The organism is Mesorhizobium sp. M1B.F.Ca.ET.045.04.1.1, from assembly GCF_003952465.1.
GTDB lineage: Bacteria > Pseudomonadota > Alphaproteobacteria > Rhizobiales > Rhizobiaceae > Mesorhizobium > Mesorhizobium shonense.
On record NZ_CP034448.1, the window covers coordinates 7,596,411 to 7,617,474 of the forward strand.

At 56.7% G+C, this 21,064-nt stretch carries 20 protein-coding genes and 2 pseudogenes; 11 read left to right on the forward strand and 11 right to left on the reverse strand.

Translation table 11 applies throughout. The features are described from left to right. Positions 1 to 1,268: 1,268 nt before the first annotated feature. The 3 genes from EJ071_RS37335 to EJ071_RS37345 form a co-directional block, all read right to left on the reverse strand. On the reverse strand, positions 1,269 to 2,663 hold the full coding sequence (locus tag EJ071_RS37335; RefSeq protein ID WP_126102301.1) for a hypothetical protein: 1,395 nt from the start codon (positions 2,661 to 2,663) through the stop codon (positions 1,269 to 1,271). 318 nt (positions 2,664 to 2,981) lie between these two features. Further along, positions 2,982 to 3,347, reverse strand: a complete 366-nt coding sequence (locus EJ071_RS37340) for a hypothetical protein (protein WP_126102302.1) — start codon at positions 3,345 to 3,347, stop codon at positions 2,982 to 2,984. A 186-nt stretch (positions 3,348 to 3,533) separates the two neighbouring features. After that, positions 3,534 to 4,481, reverse strand: a complete 948-nt coding sequence (locus tag EJ071_RS37345; protein WP_126102303.1) for a PD-(D/E)XK nuclease family protein — start codon at positions 4,479 to 4,481, stop codon at positions 3,534 to 3,536. Positions 4,482 to 4,982: 501 nt separating this feature from the next. Here EJ071_RS37345 and EJ071_RS37350 point away from each other — a divergent pair. The 3 genes and pseudogenes from EJ071_RS37350 to EJ071_RS37360 all read left to right on the forward strand — a co-directional run. Then, positions 4,983 to 5,210 (forward strand): annotated as a pseudogene (locus tag EJ071_RS37350) (type IV secretory system conjugative DNA transfer family protein); the annotation flags it as partial. Beyond that, on the forward strand, positions 5,207 to 5,554 hold the full coding sequence (locus tag EJ071_RS37355) for a hypothetical protein (protein ID WP_126102304.1): 348 nt from the start codon (positions 5,207 to 5,209) through the stop codon (positions 5,552 to 5,554). The pseudogene EJ071_RS37350 and the gene EJ071_RS37355, both read left to right, overlap by 4 nt. An 11-nt stretch (positions 5,555 to 5,565) precedes the next feature. After that, positions 5,566 to 6,483, forward strand: a complete 918-nt coding sequence (locus EJ071_RS37360; RefSeq protein WP_126102305.1) for a HEPN domain-containing protein — start codon at positions 5,566 to 5,568, stop codon at positions 6,481 to 6,483. A gap of 44 nt (positions 6,484 to 6,527) precedes the next feature. On the opposite strand, the pseudogene EJ071_RS40320 reads toward EJ071_RS37360, so the two are convergent. Together EJ071_RS40320 and EJ071_RS37375 are read right to left on the reverse strand one after the other, a co-directional pair. Then, a pseudogene (locus tag EJ071_RS40320) lies at positions 6,528 to 7,522 on the reverse strand (GGDEF domain-containing protein). Between the two features lie 260 nt (positions 7,523 to 7,782). Then, entirely contained in the window at positions 7,783 to 8,013 is a 231-nt protein-coding gene (locus EJ071_RS37375) for a hypothetical protein (protein WP_126102308.1), read from the reverse strand. A gap of 892 nt (positions 8,014 to 8,905) precedes the next feature. Between EJ071_RS37375 and EJ071_RS37385 the strand changes: the two genes are divergently transcribed. Beyond that, positions 8,906 to 9,268: a helix-turn-helix transcriptional regulator gene (locus tag EJ071_RS37385; RefSeq protein ID WP_126102309.1), complete on the forward strand. Its 363-nt coding sequence runs from the start codon at positions 8,906 to 8,908 to the stop codon at positions 9,266 to 9,268. Between the two features lie 41 nt (positions 9,269 to 9,309). Here the strand turns inward: EJ071_RS37385 and EJ071_RS37390 are convergent, their stop codons facing one another. The 6 genes from EJ071_RS37390 to EJ071_RS37415 form a co-directional block, all read right to left on the reverse strand. Further along, entirely contained in the window at positions 9,310 to 9,699 is a 390-nt protein-coding gene (locus EJ071_RS37390; RefSeq protein WP_348628123.1) for a hypothetical protein, read from the reverse strand. 184 nt (positions 9,700 to 9,883) lie between these two features. Continuing rightward, a complete protein-coding gene (locus EJ071_RS37395) occupies positions 9,884 to 10,258 on the reverse strand; it encodes a hypothetical protein (protein ID WP_126102311.1) in 375 nt (124 codons plus the stop codon). 9 nt (positions 10,259 to 10,267) lie between these two features. Next, the gene (locus tag EJ071_RS37400) at positions 10,268 to 10,597 is read right to left on the reverse strand and encodes a hypothetical protein (RefSeq protein ID WP_245460124.1); all 330 of its coding nucleotides are present in this window, start codon (positions 10,595 to 10,597) and stop codon (positions 10,268 to 10,270) included. Between the two features lies 1 nt (position 10,598). Further along, on the reverse strand, positions 10,599 to 11,117 hold the full coding sequence (locus EJ071_RS37405; RefSeq protein ID WP_245460125.1) for a thermonuclease family protein: 519 nt from the start codon (positions 11,115 to 11,117) through the stop codon (positions 10,599 to 10,601). 107 nt (positions 11,118 to 11,224) lie between these two features. Then, complete coding sequence (locus EJ071_RS37410) at positions 11,225 to 11,887, reverse strand: thermonuclease family protein (protein ID WP_245460126.1); 663 nt, start codon at positions 11,885 to 11,887, stop codon at positions 11,225 to 11,227. Next, entirely contained in the window at positions 11,887 to 12,567 is a 681-nt protein-coding gene (locus EJ071_RS37415; RefSeq protein ID WP_126102313.1) for a thermonuclease family protein, read from the reverse strand. Before EJ071_RS37415 ends, EJ071_RS37410 begins: the two co-directional genes overlap by 1 nt. Before the next feature lie 96 nt (positions 12,568 to 12,663). On the opposite strand from EJ071_RS37415, the gene EJ071_RS37420 reads away from it, so the two are divergent. The 7 genes from EJ071_RS37420 (at position 12,664) to EJ071_RS37450 (ending at position 21,050) form a co-directional block, all read left to right on the forward strand. Beyond that, positions 12,664 to 13,101, forward strand: a complete 438-nt coding sequence (locus tag EJ071_RS37420) for a hypothetical protein (RefSeq protein WP_126102314.1) — start codon at positions 12,664 to 12,666, stop codon at positions 13,099 to 13,101. A gap of 1,015 nt (positions 13,102 to 14,116) precedes the next feature. Then, positions 14,117 to 14,896 (forward strand): hypothetical protein, encoded by a 780-nt coding sequence (locus EJ071_RS37425; protein WP_126102315.1) that lies wholly within the window; start codon positions 14,117 to 14,119, stop codon positions 14,894 to 14,896. 690 nt (positions 14,897 to 15,586) lie between these two features. After that, on the forward strand, positions 15,587 to 16,681 hold the full coding sequence (locus tag EJ071_RS37430; protein WP_189521370.1) for a transglycosylase SLT domain-containing protein: 1,095 nt from the start codon (positions 15,587 to 15,589) through the stop codon (positions 16,679 to 16,681). Further along, positions 16,678 to 17,049, forward strand: a complete 372-nt coding sequence (locus tag EJ071_RS37435) for a TrbC/VirB2 family protein (protein WP_126102317.1) — start codon at positions 16,678 to 16,680, stop codon at positions 17,047 to 17,049. Before EJ071_RS37430 ends, EJ071_RS37435 begins: the two co-directional genes overlap by 4 nt. A gap of 3 nt (positions 17,050 to 17,052) precedes the next feature. Then, a complete protein-coding gene (locus tag EJ071_RS37440; RefSeq protein WP_126102318.1) occupies positions 17,053 to 17,379 on the forward strand; it encodes a VirB3 family type IV secretion system protein in 327 nt (108 codons plus the stop codon). 4 nt (positions 17,380 to 17,383) lie between these two features. Then, the gene (locus EJ071_RS37445; RefSeq protein ID WP_126102319.1) at positions 17,384 to 19,888 is read left to right on the forward strand and encodes a VirB4 family type IV secretion/conjugal transfer ATPase; all 2,505 of its coding nucleotides are present in this window, start codon (positions 17,384 to 17,386) and stop codon (positions 19,886 to 19,888) included. Between the two features lie 40 nt (positions 19,889 to 19,928). Beyond that, entirely contained in the window at positions 19,929 to 21,050 is a 1,122-nt protein-coding gene (locus EJ071_RS37450) for a transglycosylase SLT domain-containing protein (RefSeq protein WP_245460127.1), read from the forward strand. Positions 21,051 to 21,064: the final 14 nt, after the last annotated feature.

Genomic DNA, 21,064 nt, shown 5'->3' on the forward strand with positions numbered 1-21,064 from the left:
GAAATGCGCCGCCGCTTCGTTTTGGGACCATTCACGATTAGGTCATTCCAATTCTTCCGGTTAAAGCGAAATGGATTACTCGCGGGATGGAACTGAAAGCCCTCGTCCAGACTCTTGCGAGCGGGCAAACTGATGATGGCGGCAGCCAAATTGCATCCAACAGTTTCGGGCCTGTTGAGCGCAGGTAGCTGTGCCACATGTGAGGTCCTGAATGCCGGTCTAGGAAGGCGCTATGCTTACAGCCGCGCGAACGCCACCGATCTCGAGCAACCTTCCTGAACGGCGCGAACAACAGCGCTCCAACAGTCGACGCTGTACCGGGCCAGGGTGGTCCGCTGTCGGCGCCGAGCATATCGTGCAGGCCGCCCACACACAGACAGGTGCCTCGCTAAATGCCGTGGCCCCACCACGGGTAAAACGGCGCCGTCGGGCCAACGGCCGTGCAGGACTCGGAAAAGGGAAACGCGCTCCGGCGAGCCCGCAACGGGCCTCTTTCACGACCTGGTAACACAGCGTCAAATGCGGCTATCACATCTGCTCGGGCCATTATGGTAAAGCTGCGCTCGGCCGCCAGTTCATAGCGACGCAGGAGCTAGGCAAGGCGAACGAGCCGGCCAGCACCTAGCTGCCGCGCCCCGTGGGGATGAGAGTCGGTGTTGGCCCCATGACATACTTCCTATGGCCTCGATGTCGGCGAATGGCTTTGGAGGATAAGCACCTGGCTGGCCTCGTCGTCTGTGTTCCATCGGCGATGCACCTTGACCTCGCGAGCAGACACAGTCCGCTATCTGTCGCCGAGTTGGATGCCTTTCCATTGTTTCATTGAACTGGTCGAGGTTCGCTCGTTGCTGTTCCTCGCAGGTCACTACGCGCTGTCTGACGAAATGTGAGCGAAACTTTCTCACGCGCGATATTCGCTCTCGCAGAAATCCCGACTGCAAAGACTCACCCCAAGTCTCCGAGGCCCAGAAATTTCCGCAGCGGACATCGAAAACGGCTGATCGCGATGTCTGGTAAGCCCATTTGGTCTGGCTTCCTGCTGTTCCTCTTTGCGGGTCGCTCACGCGGCGATTTCGCCATCTTGAGCGAGCCAATTGGCCGAAAGGCCTGCCCAAGATATATCCATTGAAGCAGATGTCTGAGGCAGCCCTGCGGCCTGCCCACCCAATTCCGCTTGTCGGGTAAGGCGACCAAGAGCCGTAGCAACGAACCGGCTCCTGGCCCCATCCTTCCATGGCTCGAGCGAGCGGAACCTTCTTCTGACATGTTCAAGTGCCACGCGAAGTCGCATGGGTTGGGCTTGGCAATTGAGATGATGAACGCGAGTGCCTCGAATGTTCGAGCACCCAATGCTGGAGTTGTTTGCCGGTTTCCTCGGCGGCGGCCTGTGCGAGATCGGTGGGTCGGATTTCAAAGACGGGGCCAATTTCTCGCATTCGAGGCAGCGTCTGCTCCTTTTCCGCTAGATACTCGTCAGTCTCCATGCCCAGCGCCTCGACGATGAGCGAGACGGGTTCGCGGTTGCCATAAGTCGTCTCGATCACGAAATCAGGCCGGCAAAGTCCCGACGGAGTTTCCCATGCGAAGAGCGGCTTCGATATTTTGATGCGTAATTGTGGGGCTGCCTCGAAGAGCGACGCCTGCACCCAGAATAGCAGATGCGAAACGTCGCGTTCGAAGCCGGATTCGACCGGGAAAAGTGTATCGCCGTTATAGACTGGCTGCGCATAGGCCTGGATCGCCCGGATCGGGCCTTGGTCGTTATCCTGAAAATCGGCATTTAGGATGGTAAGAAAGGGACCGCGGCTGGATGGATCGCCGCGCAGCGGTTGACGAACTTTCGACTGGACCTCGATCTTGCGCGGGTTCGAGGCTGGCGAGATCGCCTTGGCGGAAACGCTGGTCGAGAAAAGCAGCATGAAACCGGTACGGCGCAGCGTTTCGGGCCAATCGGGTCGCGATTTGTCGAGCAGTCGCTGCCATCGGCAATCCGGCGTCCAGTAGTCAGCCGCCCAGGTCGACATCAGCGAGCCGAGTGACCAGGTGCGCAAGACTTTCAGATCGCGCGCTGCGTGCCGCAGTTTCGAGATTTGGTCGTTTAGGCCAAAATTCGGCTGGTCCTGCAAGGGCGGGACAACATTCTCGCCTGCTTTATCGATCAGCCGCCACAAGATCACACCGAGTTTCGATGGCCGGTCGTTTCTTTCGACCGAGCGCGCGGCCGCCGGCGTTTCTCGATCGGCTAGCTGGTCGGGGATGGCCGGCAACGCATCGACATAGGGACGCTCGCTTCTTGGAAGAGGTCTGATGTGATAGCCGCGGTCGAAGAGGGCGGGGGTATCGTCTCGATCGACATGAAAGGGGCAGGTGTCCGCATGGTTCGGCCTATCCTCATGTTGATGCGGATCTCCGTGATGTGTGAGGCGACGCAGGGCGAACGTCTTTTCCTGCTGGATCGGCGCGAGCAACGGCTTGTGCTTGCCGGCGATGCAGTCGCATTCGATCCACCCGTCCATTGTTTTTGCGCGTTTGATGACGGCAAGGGCAATGCGATCGTCGTCCTTGTTGCTGGAATTGCCATACCAGGCGCGCAACGCCATCGCTTCGCGTTCGGTGAGGAATGCGAGACGGTGAGCTGGGCTTTGGCGGACAACGATATGCATCGGATCTCAACAGCCCATCAGCCAAGACCGATGAAGGAAAGGGGCGGCCGCAAGGGCAATCATTAGCCAGACCTCAACAAGGCCGCGTGGACCCCAAAGGGAAAGTCTCGTGAGAGACGCTTTGTCCGCTGCCTGCCGGCGGCGCCCGCGAGCAAGCCAATTGTCACCATCTGGTAAAGCTCCGCCAAGGGGGACGCTCCGGCTTATCTTGAGCTGGTCGCAAGCTCGCTAAAACCGGGCGCCGATTGTCTCGGCCCGTTCGGTTGACGACCAAGCAAGGATGGAATGCCGCCCGCACGGCGGGCCACGCTCTCGTGCCTACTGGTCAACCATTTGCCGGTTCATCGCGGCCACTTCTTGCGAATATGTTCCAATCGGAGTGTCAGCGCCTAGCGCTTCAGCGCGTACCGCCTCACAAAGCGCCGCCATTACACCAACCAACTGCCCGGGCTCCTCGTCCTTGGCAACTGATTGGAAAAAATCCCCCACCTGCCCCAGTTGCTCAATTTTGAGCAGATAATCGGGAACATCCTCAGGTTTCGCACCGAAGACGCGATTAAGTTGAGGAAACCGCGTCTCCGCCATCATCATAATGTCGAGGAGCACGCGCTCGTGCAGGTGAACATATTCCCCTCCTCCATTTTCGAAGCCTGCGTGCATCTTCTCCTTCTCCGTTCGTTTCATCTTCCGTCATGACACCACAGTGGTGTGGGAAATTACAACCCTACAAAAATGCGGACCGCATGGCGGGCCTTGCCGACGTTAGTGTAAGAGCGTTCTTTGATTGGGGTCGTTGAGGTCAGATCGCTTAAACGTGCATAACCGCAGTTTCTGGCAGCCTCATACGGTCGCATGCTGTCTTGGGCGCATTCAAATCACCTTATTCAGGCATCGACGGACATCCTTGTTCATTGCGAAGTTCCGGAGGCGATCGAGTGTCTGGAGGTTGTAGACGACCTCCGGCCTGATGGTCTCGAAATCGAGTGTGTGGTTAATCGCAGGCGTCCTGACGTTGACAAAGGCCATGGATTTTGTGGGTCGAACCATCATGTCAGGTTCCAGGTACGGAAGCAGGGCCTCGCCAAGCGATTCGGCGTTCCGAGTTGCGATCGCAAGCTCGCAGCCGATACCCTTGAATTTGTGGATCAATCGAACGCTGTTTCCTGAATACAAGCCCGGGAAATAGATCCAACTGCCGTCCTTACCCACGATGTCCGGCTTCGGCATTCGAAGTTGGGGAAACTCAGACGAGGCCACCGACCAGTAGTTCTTGTAAAAGTCCATCATGGCTACGTCGGCCGATTTCACGTAGCCCTTCCGAAAATCCGTGATCGCGCTTTCGAACACATGCCGCTTGAATGCGAACTCAGGATAGCCGCCGAGGAACTCCGACACCTCCTCGTACGAGAGATTTGCGTCGATGTAGGAAGAATGCTCCGCGTCGAGGGCCTCGAAATAGCTTCGAGGTGACATCAGGAGAACCCTGAAGCGTGTCCATTTACCTTCTTGGACGCCTGCCTCCCCCCGCATACGGTATCTGGCGAACTGGCGATCCATCAGTGGCGCCCGGACTTTGTTCTCGATCAGGATAGCGCAACTGCCGTTCGAGCCGCTGGCGACGATCTCAATGTCCGTCTCCCCAAGCGAGGTGTCCGCGATCGAGCGACGTATGGCAACCAGTTTCAGGTCTTGTGGTTCACCTGCGACTGCTAGAACTTTCGAGAAGAAGTCCTGAGAGCTGTGCAAGAGGTCCATAGCAAGCACGTCGGTGACGATTTCCTCGACGCGGATGATGGTATCGAATGTCAGGTTAGCCATTGTCTTCCCAAGCCACCCCTTCGCTATCCGCGCTTGCTGCTCGGTCAATTCATAAGAGACCAGCGCGGATTACTGTCTCTAGCGTGCACTGAAATTCGCCAGAGTGCATCAGGATTGAGCTGAAGCCCCGTCTGTTTCTAGCCAGGCCATCCCCGAAAACGGATAGTTCGTTCTCGTGAATACCCGCGTCCGCCCCCGGCGCTTGACGGTCGATTGCTGATGTTTTCTATCGACGACGGCATCTAGCTCACCGTTGCCCAATGCTGCCGGAATTTGCTACCGAGTCCAGGAGAGCGTCGCCGCTCGCCCTGGCGTTTGGGCGGCTTGGAGCTTCGGCGCGCGTTTGATTTCGACAAAGATTCTGATCGTGTCGCAGATTTCAGGATTTCGCGACAGCGGGAGAAAGATGGGACGTGGAAGCCCGACACCAGCAACAATCATGCTCTCTGGGGCATGACGCTGTCAGGAACTGCAGGGTATTTCCGTCTCGAGCGGTCAGCCCAGGAAACGGTCGTATTCCAGACCATGGCCCGGGTGCTCGATACCGAAAAGTTCGGGTTCTCCTTCAACCAACAGCATACCGGCCGGCCCCTGCTCACACCCGACGAGGTGCGCAATCTGCCGCAACAGGTCGAATTGCTCTTCCTCGCCTCTCAACGGCCGATCGTCGCCGCCAAGCTCGCCTACTATGCCGATCCGGAATTCAAGGGAGCCTTCGATCCCGCATGAACAACGAAATCGAATCTCTTTCGAAAACTCTCGCTTGGGCGGCTGACGCGGTTCTGCAAAGCGGCCTCGAGGATCGACAGCGTATCGCGCTCGCCTATCAGGAGGCGCAGGAAGTGGTCGCCGGCATCCCCAAGGACAACGGAGATGCCCGTCCGCGTATCGTCGCCTCCTTCGCGCGCTCCGACGCGTGCAGGGCAGCTGAGGACATAGCCTGCGTCGGCAGGATCCTGACGGCCCTGCAGGAGCGCGCGGAAGAAGAAAATCTTCCCGGCTGGCCAACGGTTCTCGACACCATCGGCGAGATCCTCGACCTGCTGCAGCTATCCGAAGCGACAGTGCATTGAAGGGCATCCCTATGGAGAACGATCAGCTTGCCCACTTGCCCGACAGGAAGCGCCGCGAACTGCAACTCGCCGCGCAGATCCTGTTCGATGAATTCGATGATGCCCTCAAAATCAAGCTTTCCGAAAAGGGCAAGCGCGGCCGCATCCTGAAGCTCATCCTGTTCGGCTCCCACGCGCGCGGCGACTGGGTGGAGGATCGCAAGAGCGGCTATGTCTCCGACTACGACCTGCTCGTGATCGTCAATTATGAGAGCTTTGGCGAGCAACATCCGTGTTGGGAAAGGGCCGCTGAGCGCTTCTTGCAAGAGCTGACCATCACCAACGGGCTCGCGACGCCGGTCAATTTCATCGTCCACTCCTACCAGAATGTGAACAACCAACTGGCCCGCGGCCGCCCGTTCTTCGTCGACATCGCCCGCGACGGGATCGTGCTCTACGAACTACCCGGCTTTCCCCTCGCCTTCCCCAAGATACTCGCGCCCGAAGACGCCCACGCCGAGGCGCGGCGGCATTTCGATCACTGGTTTCCAAGTGCCGATGCCTTCAAGGCAGCCGCGCAATTCCTGATCGAACGCGGGAATCTCCCCGAAGCTGCCTTCCAACTGCACCAGGCAGCCGAACGGCTCTATCATTGCACCCTGCTCGTCCTGGCGCTCTACAGCCCGAAATCGCACCGGCTGACCTTCCTGCGTTCCCAGGCAGAACGCCTCGCTCCGCAGCTGATCGACGTGTGGCCGCGCGACACAAAATTCGCAAAACGCAGCTTTTCTCGTCTCGATCGCGCCTACGTCGATGCACGTTACTCGCCCCATTACGAAATCACCGGTGAGGAACTGGGGTGGCTGGTAGAACGGGTGAAGAGCCTACAGAAAACGGTCGCCGCACTCTGCGCTGAGAAATTGCGCCCGGACGACAACGTCGGAAACTGAAACTTCATTGCTGTGCCAGGAGCCGGCGGGCTCTGGCCGCTCAATTAACCGAGTCCATAAGCCGGCTGGGTTGCCGGCGCTGAATTCGGCCGATAAGCGATTTCCTCACGGGTGGCGGTTGCGATCGTGACGCTATCCTTGCCACTGTGCTTCGACGCATACATGAGGCGATCGGCCGCCTTCATCAATTCGGCACAGGAGAGGCGATTTCCAGGAGGGACGATAAGAGCGCCCATGCTGCAGGTCACTGCATGGCCAGAGATCGCGAGCGCGGCGGTAAAGAGGTCTTGAAGGCTCTCGGCCAGTTCGGCGGCCTCGCCGTCAGAATTGACGATCAAAGCAACGCCAAACTCGTCTCCGCCGAGGCGGCCGAAACAATCCTCGTTTCGCAGCATCCGCGCAGCCCCCTGGCAAAATCCTGCAGCAGCTCGTCCCCGGCGTCGTGCCCAAACCGATCGTTGACCGCCTTGAACCCATCGAGGTCGAGATAGAGCAACAGGACAACACGCCCCGAGGCCTCCGTGGCCTCGAGGATCTTCGAAACCCGCTCATGAAACGCCTGCTTGTTTAAAGCCCCGGTCATCCGATCGCGGCTGGCCGCAAAGCGCGCATAGTCATAGCTTCGCCGGAAGGTCAGCGTGATTGCCATCAAGAGCACGAAGGCGAACGCCCGCGAGATGCCGCTATAGATCGACGTGAGCGTGTTCGGATCAGTGTGCAGCAGGGGGTATTTCAGGAAGGCGGCGAATGCTGCCAGGGCTGTAAATCCGATTACCGCACGCGATCGAAACATCCATGCTGCCAAGCTCACTGGGACGATATAGAGGGTGTCCGTGCACAGATCGGTGGTGTGGATGGAGAAGTCGAGCGCGGCAACCACGATACTGGACACCAGCACTATGCCCCAGGCCTCCACCGGCGTGCGCCGATCCAGCCACGCGGCTATATGGTCCATCTTTTTGGCGGCAAAAACTCTCGGCTTGAGATCCCGATGACGCATGCGGCTCCTCCTGAGCAGGGTGGCCGCGTTGCTCATCATTCAATCGGCCTTTCAAATGGCCAATGGCGAGGAACCGGGTGTTGGAAATCCCAAGGTTAGTTGGGCACAGACGCCTTTAGCCGGAAGCCTGGACATGCGCATCCGTCACCCGGTCGCTTGCCGATCCGGTTTATGCCTAACCTTGCGAGGTTTCCACGCCTCGGCCCGAGTCTCCACAGGTTGGCGCGAACCTAGTTTGAAAAACCTAAAGTTTTCCGGAAGAAATCGATAAAATGCGATCTAAAATAAGGTCCCGGCGCTCACGCCGGGGCATTGTCACTGGACGGCCCTCCGGTCTCTTCGGCGCTAGATGGGGGCGTTCCCTCCGGGCCAGCCTGGCACTCGATACGATTGATGGGAAGGCCGTAAGCTTCTTCTTTATCGAGCGCAACTGAGGCCACTCGTGCTGGTGAGCGGTTTGGTTTGGTCGTCAATTGGCTGATGCTGTTTGAGGCGTTCCACCGTACCTCGATCGGCTTCGCGATGATCATTTATCATCTCCAACCCTTCTGGATCGTGCTGGCTCCGGAAAGAGGCGCTGTCCCGACACAAGATCGGCTGGATATGCCTCGCCTTCGCCGGCCTAATCCTCCCCATCCTGCCGAAGATCGGGGACATGCAGACGGATAGAAATTGGCTGATCGGCGTCGGTTTGGCGCTCATGGCCCCGCTCTTCTGCGCGGCGACGACTCTAACCACGCGAGCGGTCAAGGGTGGACGTTTTGAGCGCGGTTCAGTGCCTGATCGGATCCATCCATCGCTTTCCTGCCATTTTCCCCCGGGAGCAGGCCGAGAAAGGCCATCAATTGAGACGTATCGAAGCCGCGCACGTCCCCAATTTCGGCCGCAAAGATCACTGCGACCAGGAACTGCGGCGCCGCGCATCGCCTGATAGGCCTCGACGATCCGCGCCCTGGCTCGGCGCTGCTTCCACCCTCAGAACTCGAAAGCCGACGGCGTCCTCGACCCGGTTGATCCAGCGTCTGATGGCAAACGTCAAAGATTCAACCTCTCCATCCATCTTTTCCCAGAATATTCAACAGTCCTAATAAGTTAGACGGTAGTTATCGGCATTGCGAAAAGCTGAGCCACTTCAATTAGCTAGGCGAAACCTCTCTTGAAGTCCGTGGCGTTCGGAGTCTATAATATGAGCACGGACTTAAACAGCAGCTCGCGGGGAACGAGCTGTTCAGAACTGGGACAAGCGCCTGACGGGAAGCGTCGGGCAATTTCAAATTGCATGTGGGGTAACAACAAAGTGGCGGCGAGGCATGCCACGACAGGACTGATGATTCCTCCAAAATTGGAGACAGAGACAGCTGTGCGAATCATTCGTACGGGCCAAACAAAACAACCCGCGAGAAGGTGAAATAAAGACAGTACATGCCTCGGTTTACCGATAAGAACAAGGGCGACGAAACAACAATCAAAGACTTGGCAGAACTGACGCACCAGGAACGACTCGTAATTGGCCTTGAAAGGATCAAGGCAGAGCGGGGCCTGAAGAACAAGGATCTCGCAGCGATGCTTGGCGTCACGGAAGGATATATGTCACAGGTGATCCGCGGAAAGCGGGACGTCAAGTTGACGATGCTCGACAAGATGACAAGGCAATTTCGAGTCACGACCTCCGATCTGTTTAATGTCAGCGAAGACGACCTCCGGCGGCCTCTGCGAGAAGAGAGTGGGCGTCGTAGATCAAAAAAAAAGATGGCTGAACGTCATCTTGCCCATGCGCATGAATGAGCGTTGCCCGGGAATTTTCCCGGGCACGCTTCGTTAAAAAATCAACGGTCGAGATTGAACCAGACGCGCTGTTTCGCGCCCTGATCGTTTGAAATATCGAAAAAATATGGATCTTTGCGCATCGGACGGGCAATGGAAACGACCTGAGTGCAGGTGTTGCCATGATCTCCACCGCCGACCTGTCGATACTGCACGTCCCGATAGTTCAGCTCTGTTTGCCGTCCTTTTGGGTTCCGGCAAACATTGACCACCTTCTCGCACCGGTTGGCCACGCCGTTGGAGCCGCTGCGACGATCGTTATTGTCGCTGGCCGGCTTGTATCCCTCCGGGCAGTTTTCGTATCTCTCAAAGCCAGGCTTGCCCGCCTTGCCCTCCTTGCAGATAGGCCAGTTGAAGCCGGGCTTGGCCATTTCGGAAATCAGCTTTGTCATTGGCGGAACGCAATAGGATACACCGTGCCAGGATGGGTTCTGCGATGCAGCGCACAAAAGAACCTGGCAGCCCCACGAGGCGTCCTGCGCCCGAACTGCCTGGGCTGCCCAAACTGTGCTTGCAGCGGCCAACGACGCTGAAATGATGCTGAATGGTCTCATCCACTCTCCCCTACTCCTGGAATTATCGGGCATAAGTCCAAACGCCATCAATCTTGGCGAAAGGAAGAGTTGCCGGACGTGAGCCCCCAAAATCTCCGGTCGTTGTTACCTTGCCAAAACAAACCACTCCTGGAAAACCAGAGTTTGCTTGACACTCGGAAATCCGCATTGAACTCCCTTTGAACGTCGTTTTTTGAAGCGCGGCTGTGGCCTCATCGTCCGTGGGAACCTCAAGTTTCTCCGCCTCAGCCGCTTTCGTCTCAAGTTCGGTGATCTTCGCTTCGAGCTTGGTGACCTTTGTGTTCGTGGATATCCTATTGACTTGGTAGCCAGCTCCGAAACCGACAAGAGTTGCGATGGCAGCGGCCATACCTGCTGAAGCGTAAGGATTGGTCATGATGCTTCCTCAGTATCCGTCAATGCCAAGCCGCTTGAGAATGATGACGGGATCTTTTTCGCAATCCTTTTTCCAGTCGGGATGCTTGACGCATCCATAGGCATATTGACTGAGGTCAGCCGACGACAGATCGGCAAGCTTGTTGCCGATCGCTTTCCATTGCTGAACCTCTTGGGGGTCGCAACCTGCTCCAGCGGCCCCGCAGTAGTTGGGATCACGTTCTTCAATCTGCTTTTGAGTGGCGCCGTCCTGCGTTGCAGTCTGCGGCATAGCAGGGACCGGACTGACAAAGTGGAATAGAACTTCCGCGGCAAGAGCATAGGCGAGACAACGATTCATGTTAGCCTCCGTTAGATTTTTTAGACGGGTCGCGGGCGTCAGGAGCGACCGGCGGCGGTAAGGGGAGGCCAGGTTCGAAAGTGTCAGGTGCCTGTCCTTCCTGCTTTTTTTCCTGCGCAGTTACCGCAACATAGAGCCACGGCGGAACGAGATCCTGCGAAGACCAGACACCGAAGCCTAGGCCTCGAGCTTTCCTCTCAATGTCGAAATAGGCTGGGACCTGTGGCTCGTTCTTGTAATTGAAGGCGTAACCAATGCCTTCAGCGATTGCCGTTGCTGCCAAATTGGTTTCGCCAACGAAGCAATGAGCGATGAGATTTTTGTTGGAATCCCGGGCGACCGGCGCACAGTTGACGTCCCGTTTGAGGGTGCGGAGGATCATCCATGCCTTGGCAACCTGCCCTGCTGGCCATTCGACGCCATCGCTGACTGCAGTCTGTTCGAGACGAGGTGCCTCATACCCGGCAAGCCGGACAATCTGACTCCGGTCTTTGAAGTCAAGTGTCGTACCGTCGATCACTTGCACTTTGCCGTAGATTTGACGTGGAACATCAGCCGGTCGGCTCTGCGCCCATGAAAGATTTGGGACGCCAGCAAGAAAGGCGAGAGGTATGACTGACGGGCGTATCATTGTCCCTGCTGCGCCTTCTGTTGCTGTATCAGAACTGAGATGGGATGCGGCATGTCGGAATATGCCCATAGACCTGTGCGCGCCGCTCGTGCACTTTCTTCCGCCACGCGATAGCCAGGAACGATCAGCTGGCCCACTCCGTCGACGGCGGCGAAACCCCATCCTTGGGCAATCATATAGGTGGCCAAGTCGTATCCTCTCTCGCCGGTCGTTGTCTGGCAGACGACGAGGGCGTTGTTCTCGTCGAGATCCTTGACAGTGGTGCAGACCGGCTTGGTATCGCGAATGAGAGCCTGGGCCATAATCAGATTGAGTTCCCCGCAATCCCGCACGACGCCAGCGGATAGGGTGACATTGGTTCCGCGGAGGCAGGTTTGCAGTCCGTATAGGCGATATCGGCGCCCGTCGGAGATCCACGTGTCACCGGTCTCGAACTGAGCGGTTGCCGGGAATGGAGTAAAATTTGCCTGCTGACCAGTTCCACCTCGCGTCGGGGCCGGTGACGCCTGATGTGGTGACGCCTGCACTTTTACCACTGGAGCAGAGGGAGGGGCGGTTCTCAGCGACTTTTCAGCAGGCAGTTCTGGTATGATGTACATGCCAGCGTAAATTCCGGAAACTGCAATCGTGGCTAGAAACATGAACAGCTTGATCCGCATTATTCTGTCGAAGGATTGGTCAGAAATCGTTCCCCGTAGGGATGCCTAAAATAGGCGTTGCCCCAAATCCCGGCTTTCGCTTGACGCGCTTGGTCTTCGGCTCTCGCATACTCAGGAAAAATAGGTTTGCCGCTGCGATCGCGTGCGGCAAAGGCAAGCCCTCTCTTGATAAGGACTTCCGAAAGAGAGCGAACGGTGTTGTCCTGGGTGAAAAAGCACTCAGCAAAACGGACGGTCGGACTTCCTGGATTTTGGCCCACGAAATGACACGGAAAGGCATCGCCGGCGTCGGCCTTGGCCTGATCGAGGCTCGAGACGAGGCCTGCCAGAGAAACGGTAGCGCATGACACCCGTTTACCCATGAATTGGACCAGTTCGGTTGAAAGGCAGCCCTGAACGCCCGCCAATTTGATGACCGCATTGGTGGAATCGAGAAACGCATTACCGGTGAGAGCGCTTAGGGGTTTGACTGTTTCCAGCTTGAGCCTGGTGGCGATGGATGACGTGCTCAGTGCGACTTGTGGCCCAGGGATCAGATCCCGGCCTTGCGCATAGGCGTTCTGGTAATAGGAGACGAATTTGGAGACGGCATCGTCCTGAGCCATGGCTGGCGGGATTGTGAGGCAGCTTGCAAGCGCCAGATAACGGAGGCGGCCCGGCCGCCCGATGGTGTAGCCCATGATCGCAATCGTCATCCGTTGACCGCGGCGAAAATGCACGAAATGATAGCGCAGTGCAAGTTTCGGAAATTCGGCTGTTGTGACATGCTGGGTTGAATGACGACTGAAACAGCGAAGGAGAACAGCGATATGTCCGCCTTAGAACGGGCCATCTGGCTTGCAAAGCTCCCATTCCGCGTTCTGTGGGGTGCGCTCCTGATCGTGAACTTTTTAGCGTTCGCGCCGCTGTTTCTGCTGGTCATCGCCTTCGTGACCTATTGGATAGCGCTATCCTTGTCGTATCTCTTCCTGCCGGAAGCGTGGGCGGATGGGATGTGGGCCTGGGCTTCAGAACTTTATGCGGAACACCTGTGGTTCAAGGCAGCGACGATCACCGCTTTTACGCTTCTTTGCCTGCCCCTGCTGTTTTGGCCGAGCGAGTCTGAAGAAGATCGAAAAAAAAGAGAGGAAAAGGATCGCCGTGCCACTGAAGATTTGATCGCTGCGCGAGAGCAGGAACGCGCGACGGAGAGGCGGGCATCCCAGGAATTTTGAGCCGCCTTCAGGCGTGCAAGACCCTATTTGAATAACCGCTTCAAACGGATGGTAAGAGCTGAGCCAGGCCGATCAATCCGAGACTCGTTGGCGTTGCTATAGCGCGCGGCGATGCGAGGAGGGGGGCATTAACGAGAAATACATGATCATTCGTGCTCAGTATTCTAGGAAATAATGGTCGGCTTCTCGCCAACGATAGCGAGATCAAGACCCTCATCCGATCCTCGGCATATGCGGGACGGCGATTGGTTGAACGCAAGAAGTCGACTCCGCGAGTTCAGACATGGTTATGACGGGATCGAGACCAAAGGGCGACGCATCGTCATCGAATTGATCCTTGTTGCCGTCGGCGAACGCCACGCGCGGTCAGCGAGACACTGCGACTTTTTGAGCCGAACCATGGCTGTCCAATAGGGGCCGTCGGCCTGAGCATCGTGTCAAACCAAATGGCGACGGCCTCCGAGTTCAACCTCGAAAGTATGCAGCGCCCGCGCGCCAAAGAAGTATGCGCAACTGCGCCTTTGGATGATGCTGGTGCTCGTCGAGAAGGAATGGCTCGAGGCTGATCGTCGACGGCCGGCACGGATGCTTCCGGCTGCGGCCGCGCTGATTGCGGGCGTTATGCTCGACTGATCAGCCATCACTGGTTTTGAACCCTTTGCTGCTTGAGTTTTGGATTGTACACCAGTAGACAATTACACTGCAGTGATATTTTTTAGGCGGTTTCGATAGCGCCGGACCACAGACATTCACAAGGAGATGAAGCCGAAGATGGCCCGAGACAATCTGGCAGATCAGGGCTCAGGGCGTTGTGCCAGAGATTCTGGAGGTGGCCAGTGCTTGGTTGAATATCAGCAAGGGAATTACGCCTCGGCATCGGTCCTCATGCGTGAACATGCTGTTGACGTGACGGTATCACTCGTCAGTCGGAATGACGAGAGGCGCGCTGAGCGTTTATCCGGGGCGAGAGGACAGCGGGTCCGAAGCAAGTGATCAGCTCAGGGGGGAAGGATCTGTGGCAAAGCATGAACGGTCGTTACTGACCAACGAATGGTACGTAGTTCCGGTCTCGGTCGATTGCGCCGGCTGTGGAGCGCAGACGCGTTCAGCCGGCATCATCGTCGGTCCAACCAGTTTGACCAATGCCGCTGATTTCGACCTGGACACCGATGTCTTGCAAAAGCCATGGGAGCAGCTGGAGGCCTTCGGTCTGATCGAGAGGCTGGGAGGGCGGACAGAGAATGTCGAACGCTTCGTGGCAAATCGCTATCACAGCGCTTTCTCGATGCAGGATGATGGGCTGAAAGCTGTGTGCGAGCATTGCAGTGACAGCCTCCCAAGCGAGCTCATTCGGCTAGCTGCAATGGACAGTTTCGTTCGCCTGGGACAGCGGCGGCTCCTAAAAAATGAGCGGCTGATGGTCTTCTCGTCCAATGTGGTGCTGACGCAGTTTCACGGCGGTACGTGGATACAAGAAAGTGGGATCGAGGACGGCGGCTATGCGCTCCTGTTGTTATGCGATGCTGAGGATAGGAACGGCCGCACGGGCGTGATCGAGATCTGGCACAGCGTCGAGCGTAACGACTATGCCATGGTTCTAAAGGGACACGGCGATCGCGAGATGCTGCGGCGAGGCTTCAGCGATGATCTTGGGCAGCTCGTCAGCGATGTGACCTCGCTAGGACTTGTTCTTACACAGTTGCATCTTGCTCAAGCCGAATCACCGTATTGTGATGTCGCCAGAAGTCTCTTTCTTGGCGAATTGAGCCGCGCAGGATATCAACGAGCTGAATAAGGGATCGATATTTCATTGATTACTAAACGGACATTTATTGGCGGAATCGGAGTAGCACTGGCTTTGACGGCGTGTGCGAGCGGAGTGCAGCATATGCGACCGGCGCCAGCAGCACCGTACACCTATCTCCGATTGAATTCTTGCGAGGCCTACGGCAGCAACATCGTTGAATGCCAGCTGGAATATGGAAGCGAATACGGTTGGCAACGGCTGGGGCCCGTCCAACAAAATTCAAGACCTTATGTGGCCGGCCGGGGCGATTATCCGTATCAGGTTTCCTCGTGCCTGCCCATGCAGCGGGTTCAGAATCAGTTGCCGATTTATTTGTGCGAAATCTACGACGTTAGATCGGGAGTGAATGCGGGTTCCGTGTTCATTAAAGGAGGCACCGCCGTACGTCTCTCTAAGGTCCTTGGTGATCATGAACAGCTTCGCTATCGGTGGAAACGCGACGTCTGGTCACGGGTAGCTGGCTGATTTTATTAGATGATTCAAAATTAGTGGTTGATCGCTCTAAGCGCTGGAAAGCCAAGGGCAGGGTTGATTTTTGGCTTGGAATGCGATTCAAAATATTATACTACGCTATAAGAACTCATGGTTGCGCAGTCGATGAGCCGCATCTTGTTAGTGCATGGAGAAGCATGGCGGAAAGGGGGGTCGCGAAGCGTTAGGCTCGCCGCGGGTACCTCTATGTTTGTCCTGGCAAGCTTCGGCGCAGTTTCAAATGTTGCCGATTCCGCAATAGCAGCTCGTCGTGACGATGGAGCCGTTCAGCCAGTGATGACGCTGGCCGACCGCCCCGTGAACGTGAAGGTTTCACCGGAGGAAATAGCATTCATCTCTCTCGGGAAAGTTGCGCAGACGGCCAAGACGGCGCCCCTGCCACTTGAAAGAGATCGGTTCAATGAGCGGTTTGGTGAGAGCCGGAGCGGCTTCGATATAGTTGAAAATACTTCTCCCGCCAATCCTGATCCGGCAAGGGAATATCCCATCGTTGTCGCTTATTCGCCTGAAGCGGAGATTGGGCAGCGTGAGCTGTCGGTTCGCTCATCGATGGACGTGTTCTCATATGGCGCGATGCAAGATCAAATGGCGGACGGGGGAAATCACGCCGATGCCTTCGCGCCGAAAGGGGCCATAGCGTCGTCGACGGAAACAAGGCCGGATCTACTCAGCGGCGTTCCTGGCGAATACGCAAAACTGGTGACGACAATCGCCGCAGAAGAAGGCGTCGACCCAAACCTGATGCTGTCTATCATGAGGGTTGAGAACGCCGGGTTCGATCCGCAAGCTTTGAGTCCTGCTGGTGCGATTGGGTTGATGCAGGTCATGCCAAAGGTAGGGGATGCGTTTGGCGCGATAGATCTCACGGATCCGGCGCAAAATATACGAGCAGGCGCGCGGTTTCTTCGCGAGCTCGTCGACAAGTACAAAAATCCTGTGCTGATCGCCTCAGCCTATAACGCAGGCGAACCAAGGGTAGATGCTCGCCGCTCTTTGCCGTTGATCCGGGAAACTGCGGACTACGTAACGCGCGTGGTTGGGCTTTATACGAACATGAATTCAACCGGCGAAGTTTTCATGATCGGCCGGAGTGTCGGCGCTGCGCCGGCGGCGCGGAAAGAGGATGATCGATCGGGCCAAGCAGAACGGGCGAAGTCGTCCATGCTCGTCTTTTCCATCGGAAACACGAGTGAAGCAAGCGGCCGTGTGGAACAGGAGAGTAGACAGGCCCCCGTCGGGGGCCCTGTGAAGATCAAAAAGGAAGAAGAGGCGCTTCAATGAATATGTTTGCGGGGACGCTACACGTGCTTGCCGTATATGCCCGGTCGGCCTGGTACTCGACAAGAGGTCGTAAATGGATGGTTCACGGCGCGATGCTCGCCGTATCCACTATGATCCTGCTGATCAGTCAACACGAACCGGCCGCGGCGCAGAACCTTGATGCTCTGCAGCAAGCGGCGGATCGTCTCGTGCAGTTCTTTACGGGCCGGTTCGGCCGTTCGGTTGGCGCCATCGCGTTCATTGGTATGTTCCTGGCTGCAGCGTTCGGCTACTGGTCGTGGGGTGCTCTTCTTCGTGTTGGCGGCAGCCTTGCAGGCATGTTCGCTGCTGCTGAACTGGTCGATTTCCTGGCCGGCAGCGGAAATTGATCCATGTCGGCTGGAAGCACCAGCCATGGCGGGGAAGACGAATATATCGAATCTTACCCCGTCATATTGGCCTTGACCCGACCGCCAACAGTGATGGGCATTCCCTACACTTACTTTCTTGCGGAATGTTTCATCTCTCTGATGCTTTTTATGATCCTTGGTTCCATTCTTTGGTTCCCGATTTCTTTCGTTGTCTGCCACAGTATCTTGTATGTGCTGACGGTGAAGCTCGATCTTTGGTTTTTTGACATTGTGGGGCGTCTCAGCAAGTGCGGAGTGAACCCACTGGGCCGCAAGCTCGGAGGCGGGGTTCGGACGTACGGGGTTTGATCGAATGAATACGATGGCGCGTTCCTTGAAGGGGTCCCTGACAAAAGGTTGGGAGATTTTTGCCGACAAGAGCATCTCCAGCCACGTTCCCTTCTACGTGCCAACTGAGAACGGCATCATTCGGCTGAAAAATGACTGCCTCGTCAGCACGATCCGACTGAACGGTTTTTCCTTTGAGACCGCCGACATCGAAACAATCAACATGCTTCAGCGGCAACGCAATTCCGCGTTCCGCGCGATCTCGTCGATCGGAAATTTCTCATTCTACACACACGTCATTCGCCACAAGGTGGCGCCGTCGTTGCCATCGAATTTTGCCGATCCTTTCATGCAAAAGATGGACGACGTCTATCAGGCGAACATTTCGACGAACGAAATGTTCGTGAACGACACCTATGTGTCGCTCGTCGTCCGGCCCTTCTTCAAGAAAGGATCTGCGCTCTCGCGCATTATGGGTATCGGCGGCAATGTTGTCCGCAAAGAGCAGTTTCGCGTCATGCGCGACAAGCTCGTCGAGGCGACCAGGGCGCTGGAAAAGTCCTTGGAGGCCTATGGGCCGAAAGTGCTACGCGACGTGCAACGCCTCGAGGTCGATCTTGGCAACGGCAAGCGGATTTATCGCGATACCCCCGAGGATATGGTCCTCGAAGAGGATGCCCGGAAGGTGTGGTTCTCGGAGCAGTGCGAATTCCTCTACACGCTGCTGAACGGGGGACGTGTACGGCCTATCCGACTGGGCGAGATTCCAATCGACGAGTTGCTGCCAGCGCGGCGAACTTCGATCGGCAATCGCATTATTCATCTGCAGGGCGACACGACCGACGAAGACCGCTTTGCAGCTATGGTCTCGCTTAAGGAGTACCCTCCGGAGACCGGCGCGGGCATGCTCGACTACGTTTTGAAGCTCCCCTTTGAGATGGTCGTCACGCAGTCGATGTCTTTCATCGACGACATCGCCGCCCGCAACCGGATCGAGCGTTTGGATCGGCAACTCTCCAAAGCGGACGAGGGTGGCTCGAGTGTACAGGGGAACCTCGATATTGCCCGCGATGAACTGGCGCGAAAGCGCGTGGCTTTTGCCGAGCATCATCTGACCGTTATGCCGATCGGGAAGAACACCATGCAGCTTGACGATGCTGTGGCCCTTGTCGGCAACGAATTGGGCGCCCTTGGCGCATCATATGTGCGTGAGGATCTGAATGCTGAGCCTGCCTATTGGGCGCAACTGCCCGGCAATCAGGCCTATATCGCGCGTCGGGCGTTAATTTCCACGCTGAATTTTGCTGGATTGAGCAGCTTCCACGCCTACCCCTACGGCAAGCCGGACGGGAATCATTGGGGGCCGGCAATTACCATTTTTGAAACAACGTCAGGCACGCCGTTCTTTTTCAACTTCCACCAGGGCGACGTCGGGCATACGACCGTTTTTGGCCCGACCGGTTCCGGTAAGACCGTGATCATGGCCTTCATGATCCTGCAAGCCTATCGCGTCAGTCCGCGGCTCAAGACTGTTGTGTTCGACAAGGATCGTGGTCTCGACATCATGGTCCGGGCGGCTGGCGGAACGTATATGACGCTGGAGCCGGGTGAACCGTCGGGCTGGAATCCGCTCCTTCTCGAGGATACGGAAGAGAACCGCGTGTTCCTCTACCGGCTGCTGAGCTTCATGCTCAGGCCTGCCAAGGAAGGCGAGAACCTTACGCCTCAGGAAGAGGCCATCATCCGCAATGCGATTAAGTCTGTCCTGAAAACTAAGGATAAATCGTATCGGCGTCTGTCGTCGTTGCGTGCTTTGCTGGCTGGCAGCGAGCGCACTGAAGGCAGCCTCATCGCCCGGCTGGACAAGTGGGTCGATCAAGGCCCGTATGCCTGGCTCTTCGACAATGCCGAAGACAATCTGGACGTTACGAAGCCGATGATCGGTTTCGATATGACATCGATCCTCGACGATCCGACAGTTCGCACGGCGGCGCTTCTGTACATGTTCCACCGGCTGGATGGCATTTACGACGGCAAATCGCCAATCATCAATCTGATGGATGAGGCGTGGAAGCTGCTCGACGACGACGAATTCAAGCGCACCATGAAGGATTACTTTAAGACCATTCGTAAGCGTAATGGCCTTGTGATTTTCGGAACGCAGTCAGCTGACGACGTGGTGCAATCGAGTGTAAGCCGAACCATCATCGAGCAGACCTCCACCAACATTTTCTTCGCCAATCCGAAGGCTGATGAAAACTCCTACATGGACCATTTCGGGCTTTCACAGGCCGAATTCGATTGGGTGAAGAACGGCGATCCGAAGTCGCGTTTCATGCTGATCAAGCATGCGAAGGACAGCGTCATCGCCCGCGTGGATATGTCCCATATGCCGCAATTCATCAAGGTTTTGTCGGGTCGTGAAGAAACCGTACGCGAGGCTGAGATGCTTCGCCACGAGTTTGGCGAGGATCCGAAGAACTGGCTCTCGAGATTCTGTGACTGGAACCGTGGAGAAGGGGATGATTAGAGCAATGTCATCCGGGAAGCCCTTGTCGGCAGCCGTGGCAATGGCAACCGCACTGTCCTCGGCCGCATTGGCGCAGGTCCCGGTTATTGACGGGGCACGCGTGAACATCCAGACGCAGACGATGGGTTGGTATACGACCTATGAAGCTGACACCGGGAAAGTAAAAGGGGCAACAGGCGGAACGACTGACAGTGTTGCGCCGGGGCAGGGATCGGGGTCGCCGCTGGATTGCTCCGCCGAAGGCATGTCGGGAGGCACTGCCCAGGCGCCAGCGTCGAAACAAACACATAGCCAGCAAGAAATCGCCAACATGGTGCGAGAGGAGGCGATCCGGCAGGGCGTAGATCCGAATTTCGCAATGGCCATTGCCGAGCAGGAATCCCGATTTCGGCAGTCCGCACGATCCGGTGTTGGCGCTGTTGGCGTCATGCAGCTTATGCCTGGCACAGCAGCAGAGTTGGAGGTCAATCCGTACGACACCCGGGATAACATCCGGGGCGGTGTGAAATACATCAAAAAGCTGCAAGGCATGTTCGGCGATCGTTATGATCTCGTGGCCGCAGGCTACAATGCCGGCCCGTACCGGCAGTCGCTCGCCAATGGTCAAGTTCCGCAGATTCCAGAGACGCAGGATTATGTGAAGAAGGTCTCTGGCTATTACAATCGTAACAAATCGCAGAATGGCGATCAGACGCCTGCGAACACGCCACCGGCCGAAACTGTGGACTACAATCAAGGCTGCGGCGAGCAACTGAAGAAGGCTCTTGATCGCAATACCGAAGCTCAGCTTGAGCGCGCCAAGGTGTGGAACGAATTCGTTGAAAAATCGGCAGCCTCTAACGAACAATATCTTCAGCGTTTGCAGGCTGGTCTGATGGCAGCGTCGGCGGGATTGCGATCAAGTGGCGCGGGCAATGATAAGGGATTTGGTGATGGATCTCTGGTGATGGCGCAAGTCCAGTGCCCACCGTCAGTTTTCAATACGGGAGGGACGGTCTGCTATGCCGTCCCATCGACCGCGTCGACCAAAGACATTCAGGGTTGGTTGTCGAGCCTTCAGGAGCAAGCTCGCTTGAAGGGGCAATTGGCGACGTTCTCAGCAATGGAAGATCCTGCATTGGGCCTCATAACAGTGGTCGATAATCGACCGATCGCGCAGTAACAGTTGCAAAAAGA

Excerpts from the sequence above, each read along its gene's own strand:
- EJ071_RS37430 (WP_189521370.1), top strand. The coding sequence starts at position 15,587 with ATGTTTGTCCTGGCAAGCTTCGGCGCAGTTTCAAATGTTGCCGATTCC.
- EJ071_RS37335 (WP_126102301.1), bottom strand. The coding sequence starts at position 2,663 with ATGCATATCGTTGTCCGCCAAAGCCCAGCTCACCGTCTCGCATTCCTC.
- EJ071_RS37445 (WP_126102319.1), top strand. The coding sequence starts at position 17,384 with ATGAATACGATGGCGCGTTCCTTGAAGGGGTCCCTGACAAAAGGTTGG.
- EJ071_RS37375 (WP_126102308.1), bottom strand. The coding sequence starts at position 8,013 with ATGATCATCGCGAAGCCGATCGAGGTACGGTGGAACGCCTCAAACAGC.
- EJ071_RS37395 (WP_126102311.1), bottom strand. The coding sequence starts at position 10,258 with ATGACCAATCCTTACGCTTCAGCAGGTATGGCCGCTGCCATCGCAACT.
- EJ071_RS37415 (WP_126102313.1), bottom strand. The coding sequence starts at position 12,567 with ATGGGCTACACCATCGGGCGGCCGGGCCGCCTCCGTTATCTGGCGCTT.
- EJ071_RS37340 (WP_126102302.1), bottom strand. The coding sequence starts at position 3,347 with ATGAAACGAACGGAGAAGGAGAAGATGCACGCAGGCTTCGAAAATGGA.
- EJ071_RS37390 (WP_348628123.1), bottom strand. The coding sequence starts at position 9,699 with ATGACAAAGCTGATTTCCGAAATGGCCAAGCCCGGCTTCAACTGGCCT.
- EJ071_RS37420 (WP_126102314.1), top strand. The coding sequence starts at position 12,664 with ATGACGACTGAAACAGCGAAGGAGAACAGCGATATGTCCGCCTTAGAA.
- EJ071_RS37435 (WP_126102317.1), top strand. The coding sequence starts at position 16,678 with ATGAATATGTTTGCGGGGACGCTACACGTGCTTGCCGTATATGCCCGG.
- EJ071_RS37450 (WP_245460127.1), top strand. The coding sequence starts at position 19,929 with ATGGCAACCGCACTGTCCTCGGCCGCATTGGCGCAGGTCCCGGTTATT.
- EJ071_RS37400 (WP_245460124.1), bottom strand. The coding sequence starts at position 10,597 with ATGAATCGTTGTCTCGCCTATGCTCTTGCCGCGGAAGTTCTATTCCAC.
- EJ071_RS37360 (WP_126102305.1), top strand. The coding sequence starts at position 5,566 with ATGGAGAACGATCAGCTTGCCCACTTGCCCGACAGGAAGCGCCGCGAA.
- EJ071_RS37385 (WP_126102309.1), top strand. The coding sequence starts at position 8,906 with ATGCCTCGGTTTACCGATAAGAACAAGGGCGACGAAACAACAATCAAA.
- EJ071_RS37440 (WP_126102318.1), top strand. The coding sequence starts at position 17,053 with ATGTCGGCTGGAAGCACCAGCCATGGCGGGGAAGACGAATATATCGAA.
- EJ071_RS37345 (WP_126102303.1), bottom strand. The coding sequence starts at position 4,481 with ATGGCTAACCTGACATTCGATACCATCATCCGCGTCGAGGAAATCGTC.
- EJ071_RS37355 (WP_126102304.1), top strand. The coding sequence starts at position 5,207 with ATGAACAACGAAATCGAATCTCTTTCGAAAACTCTCGCTTGGGCGGCT.
- EJ071_RS37410 (WP_245460126.1), bottom strand. The coding sequence starts at position 11,887 with ATGCGGATCAAGCTGTTCATGTTTCTAGCCACGATTGCAGTTTCCGGA.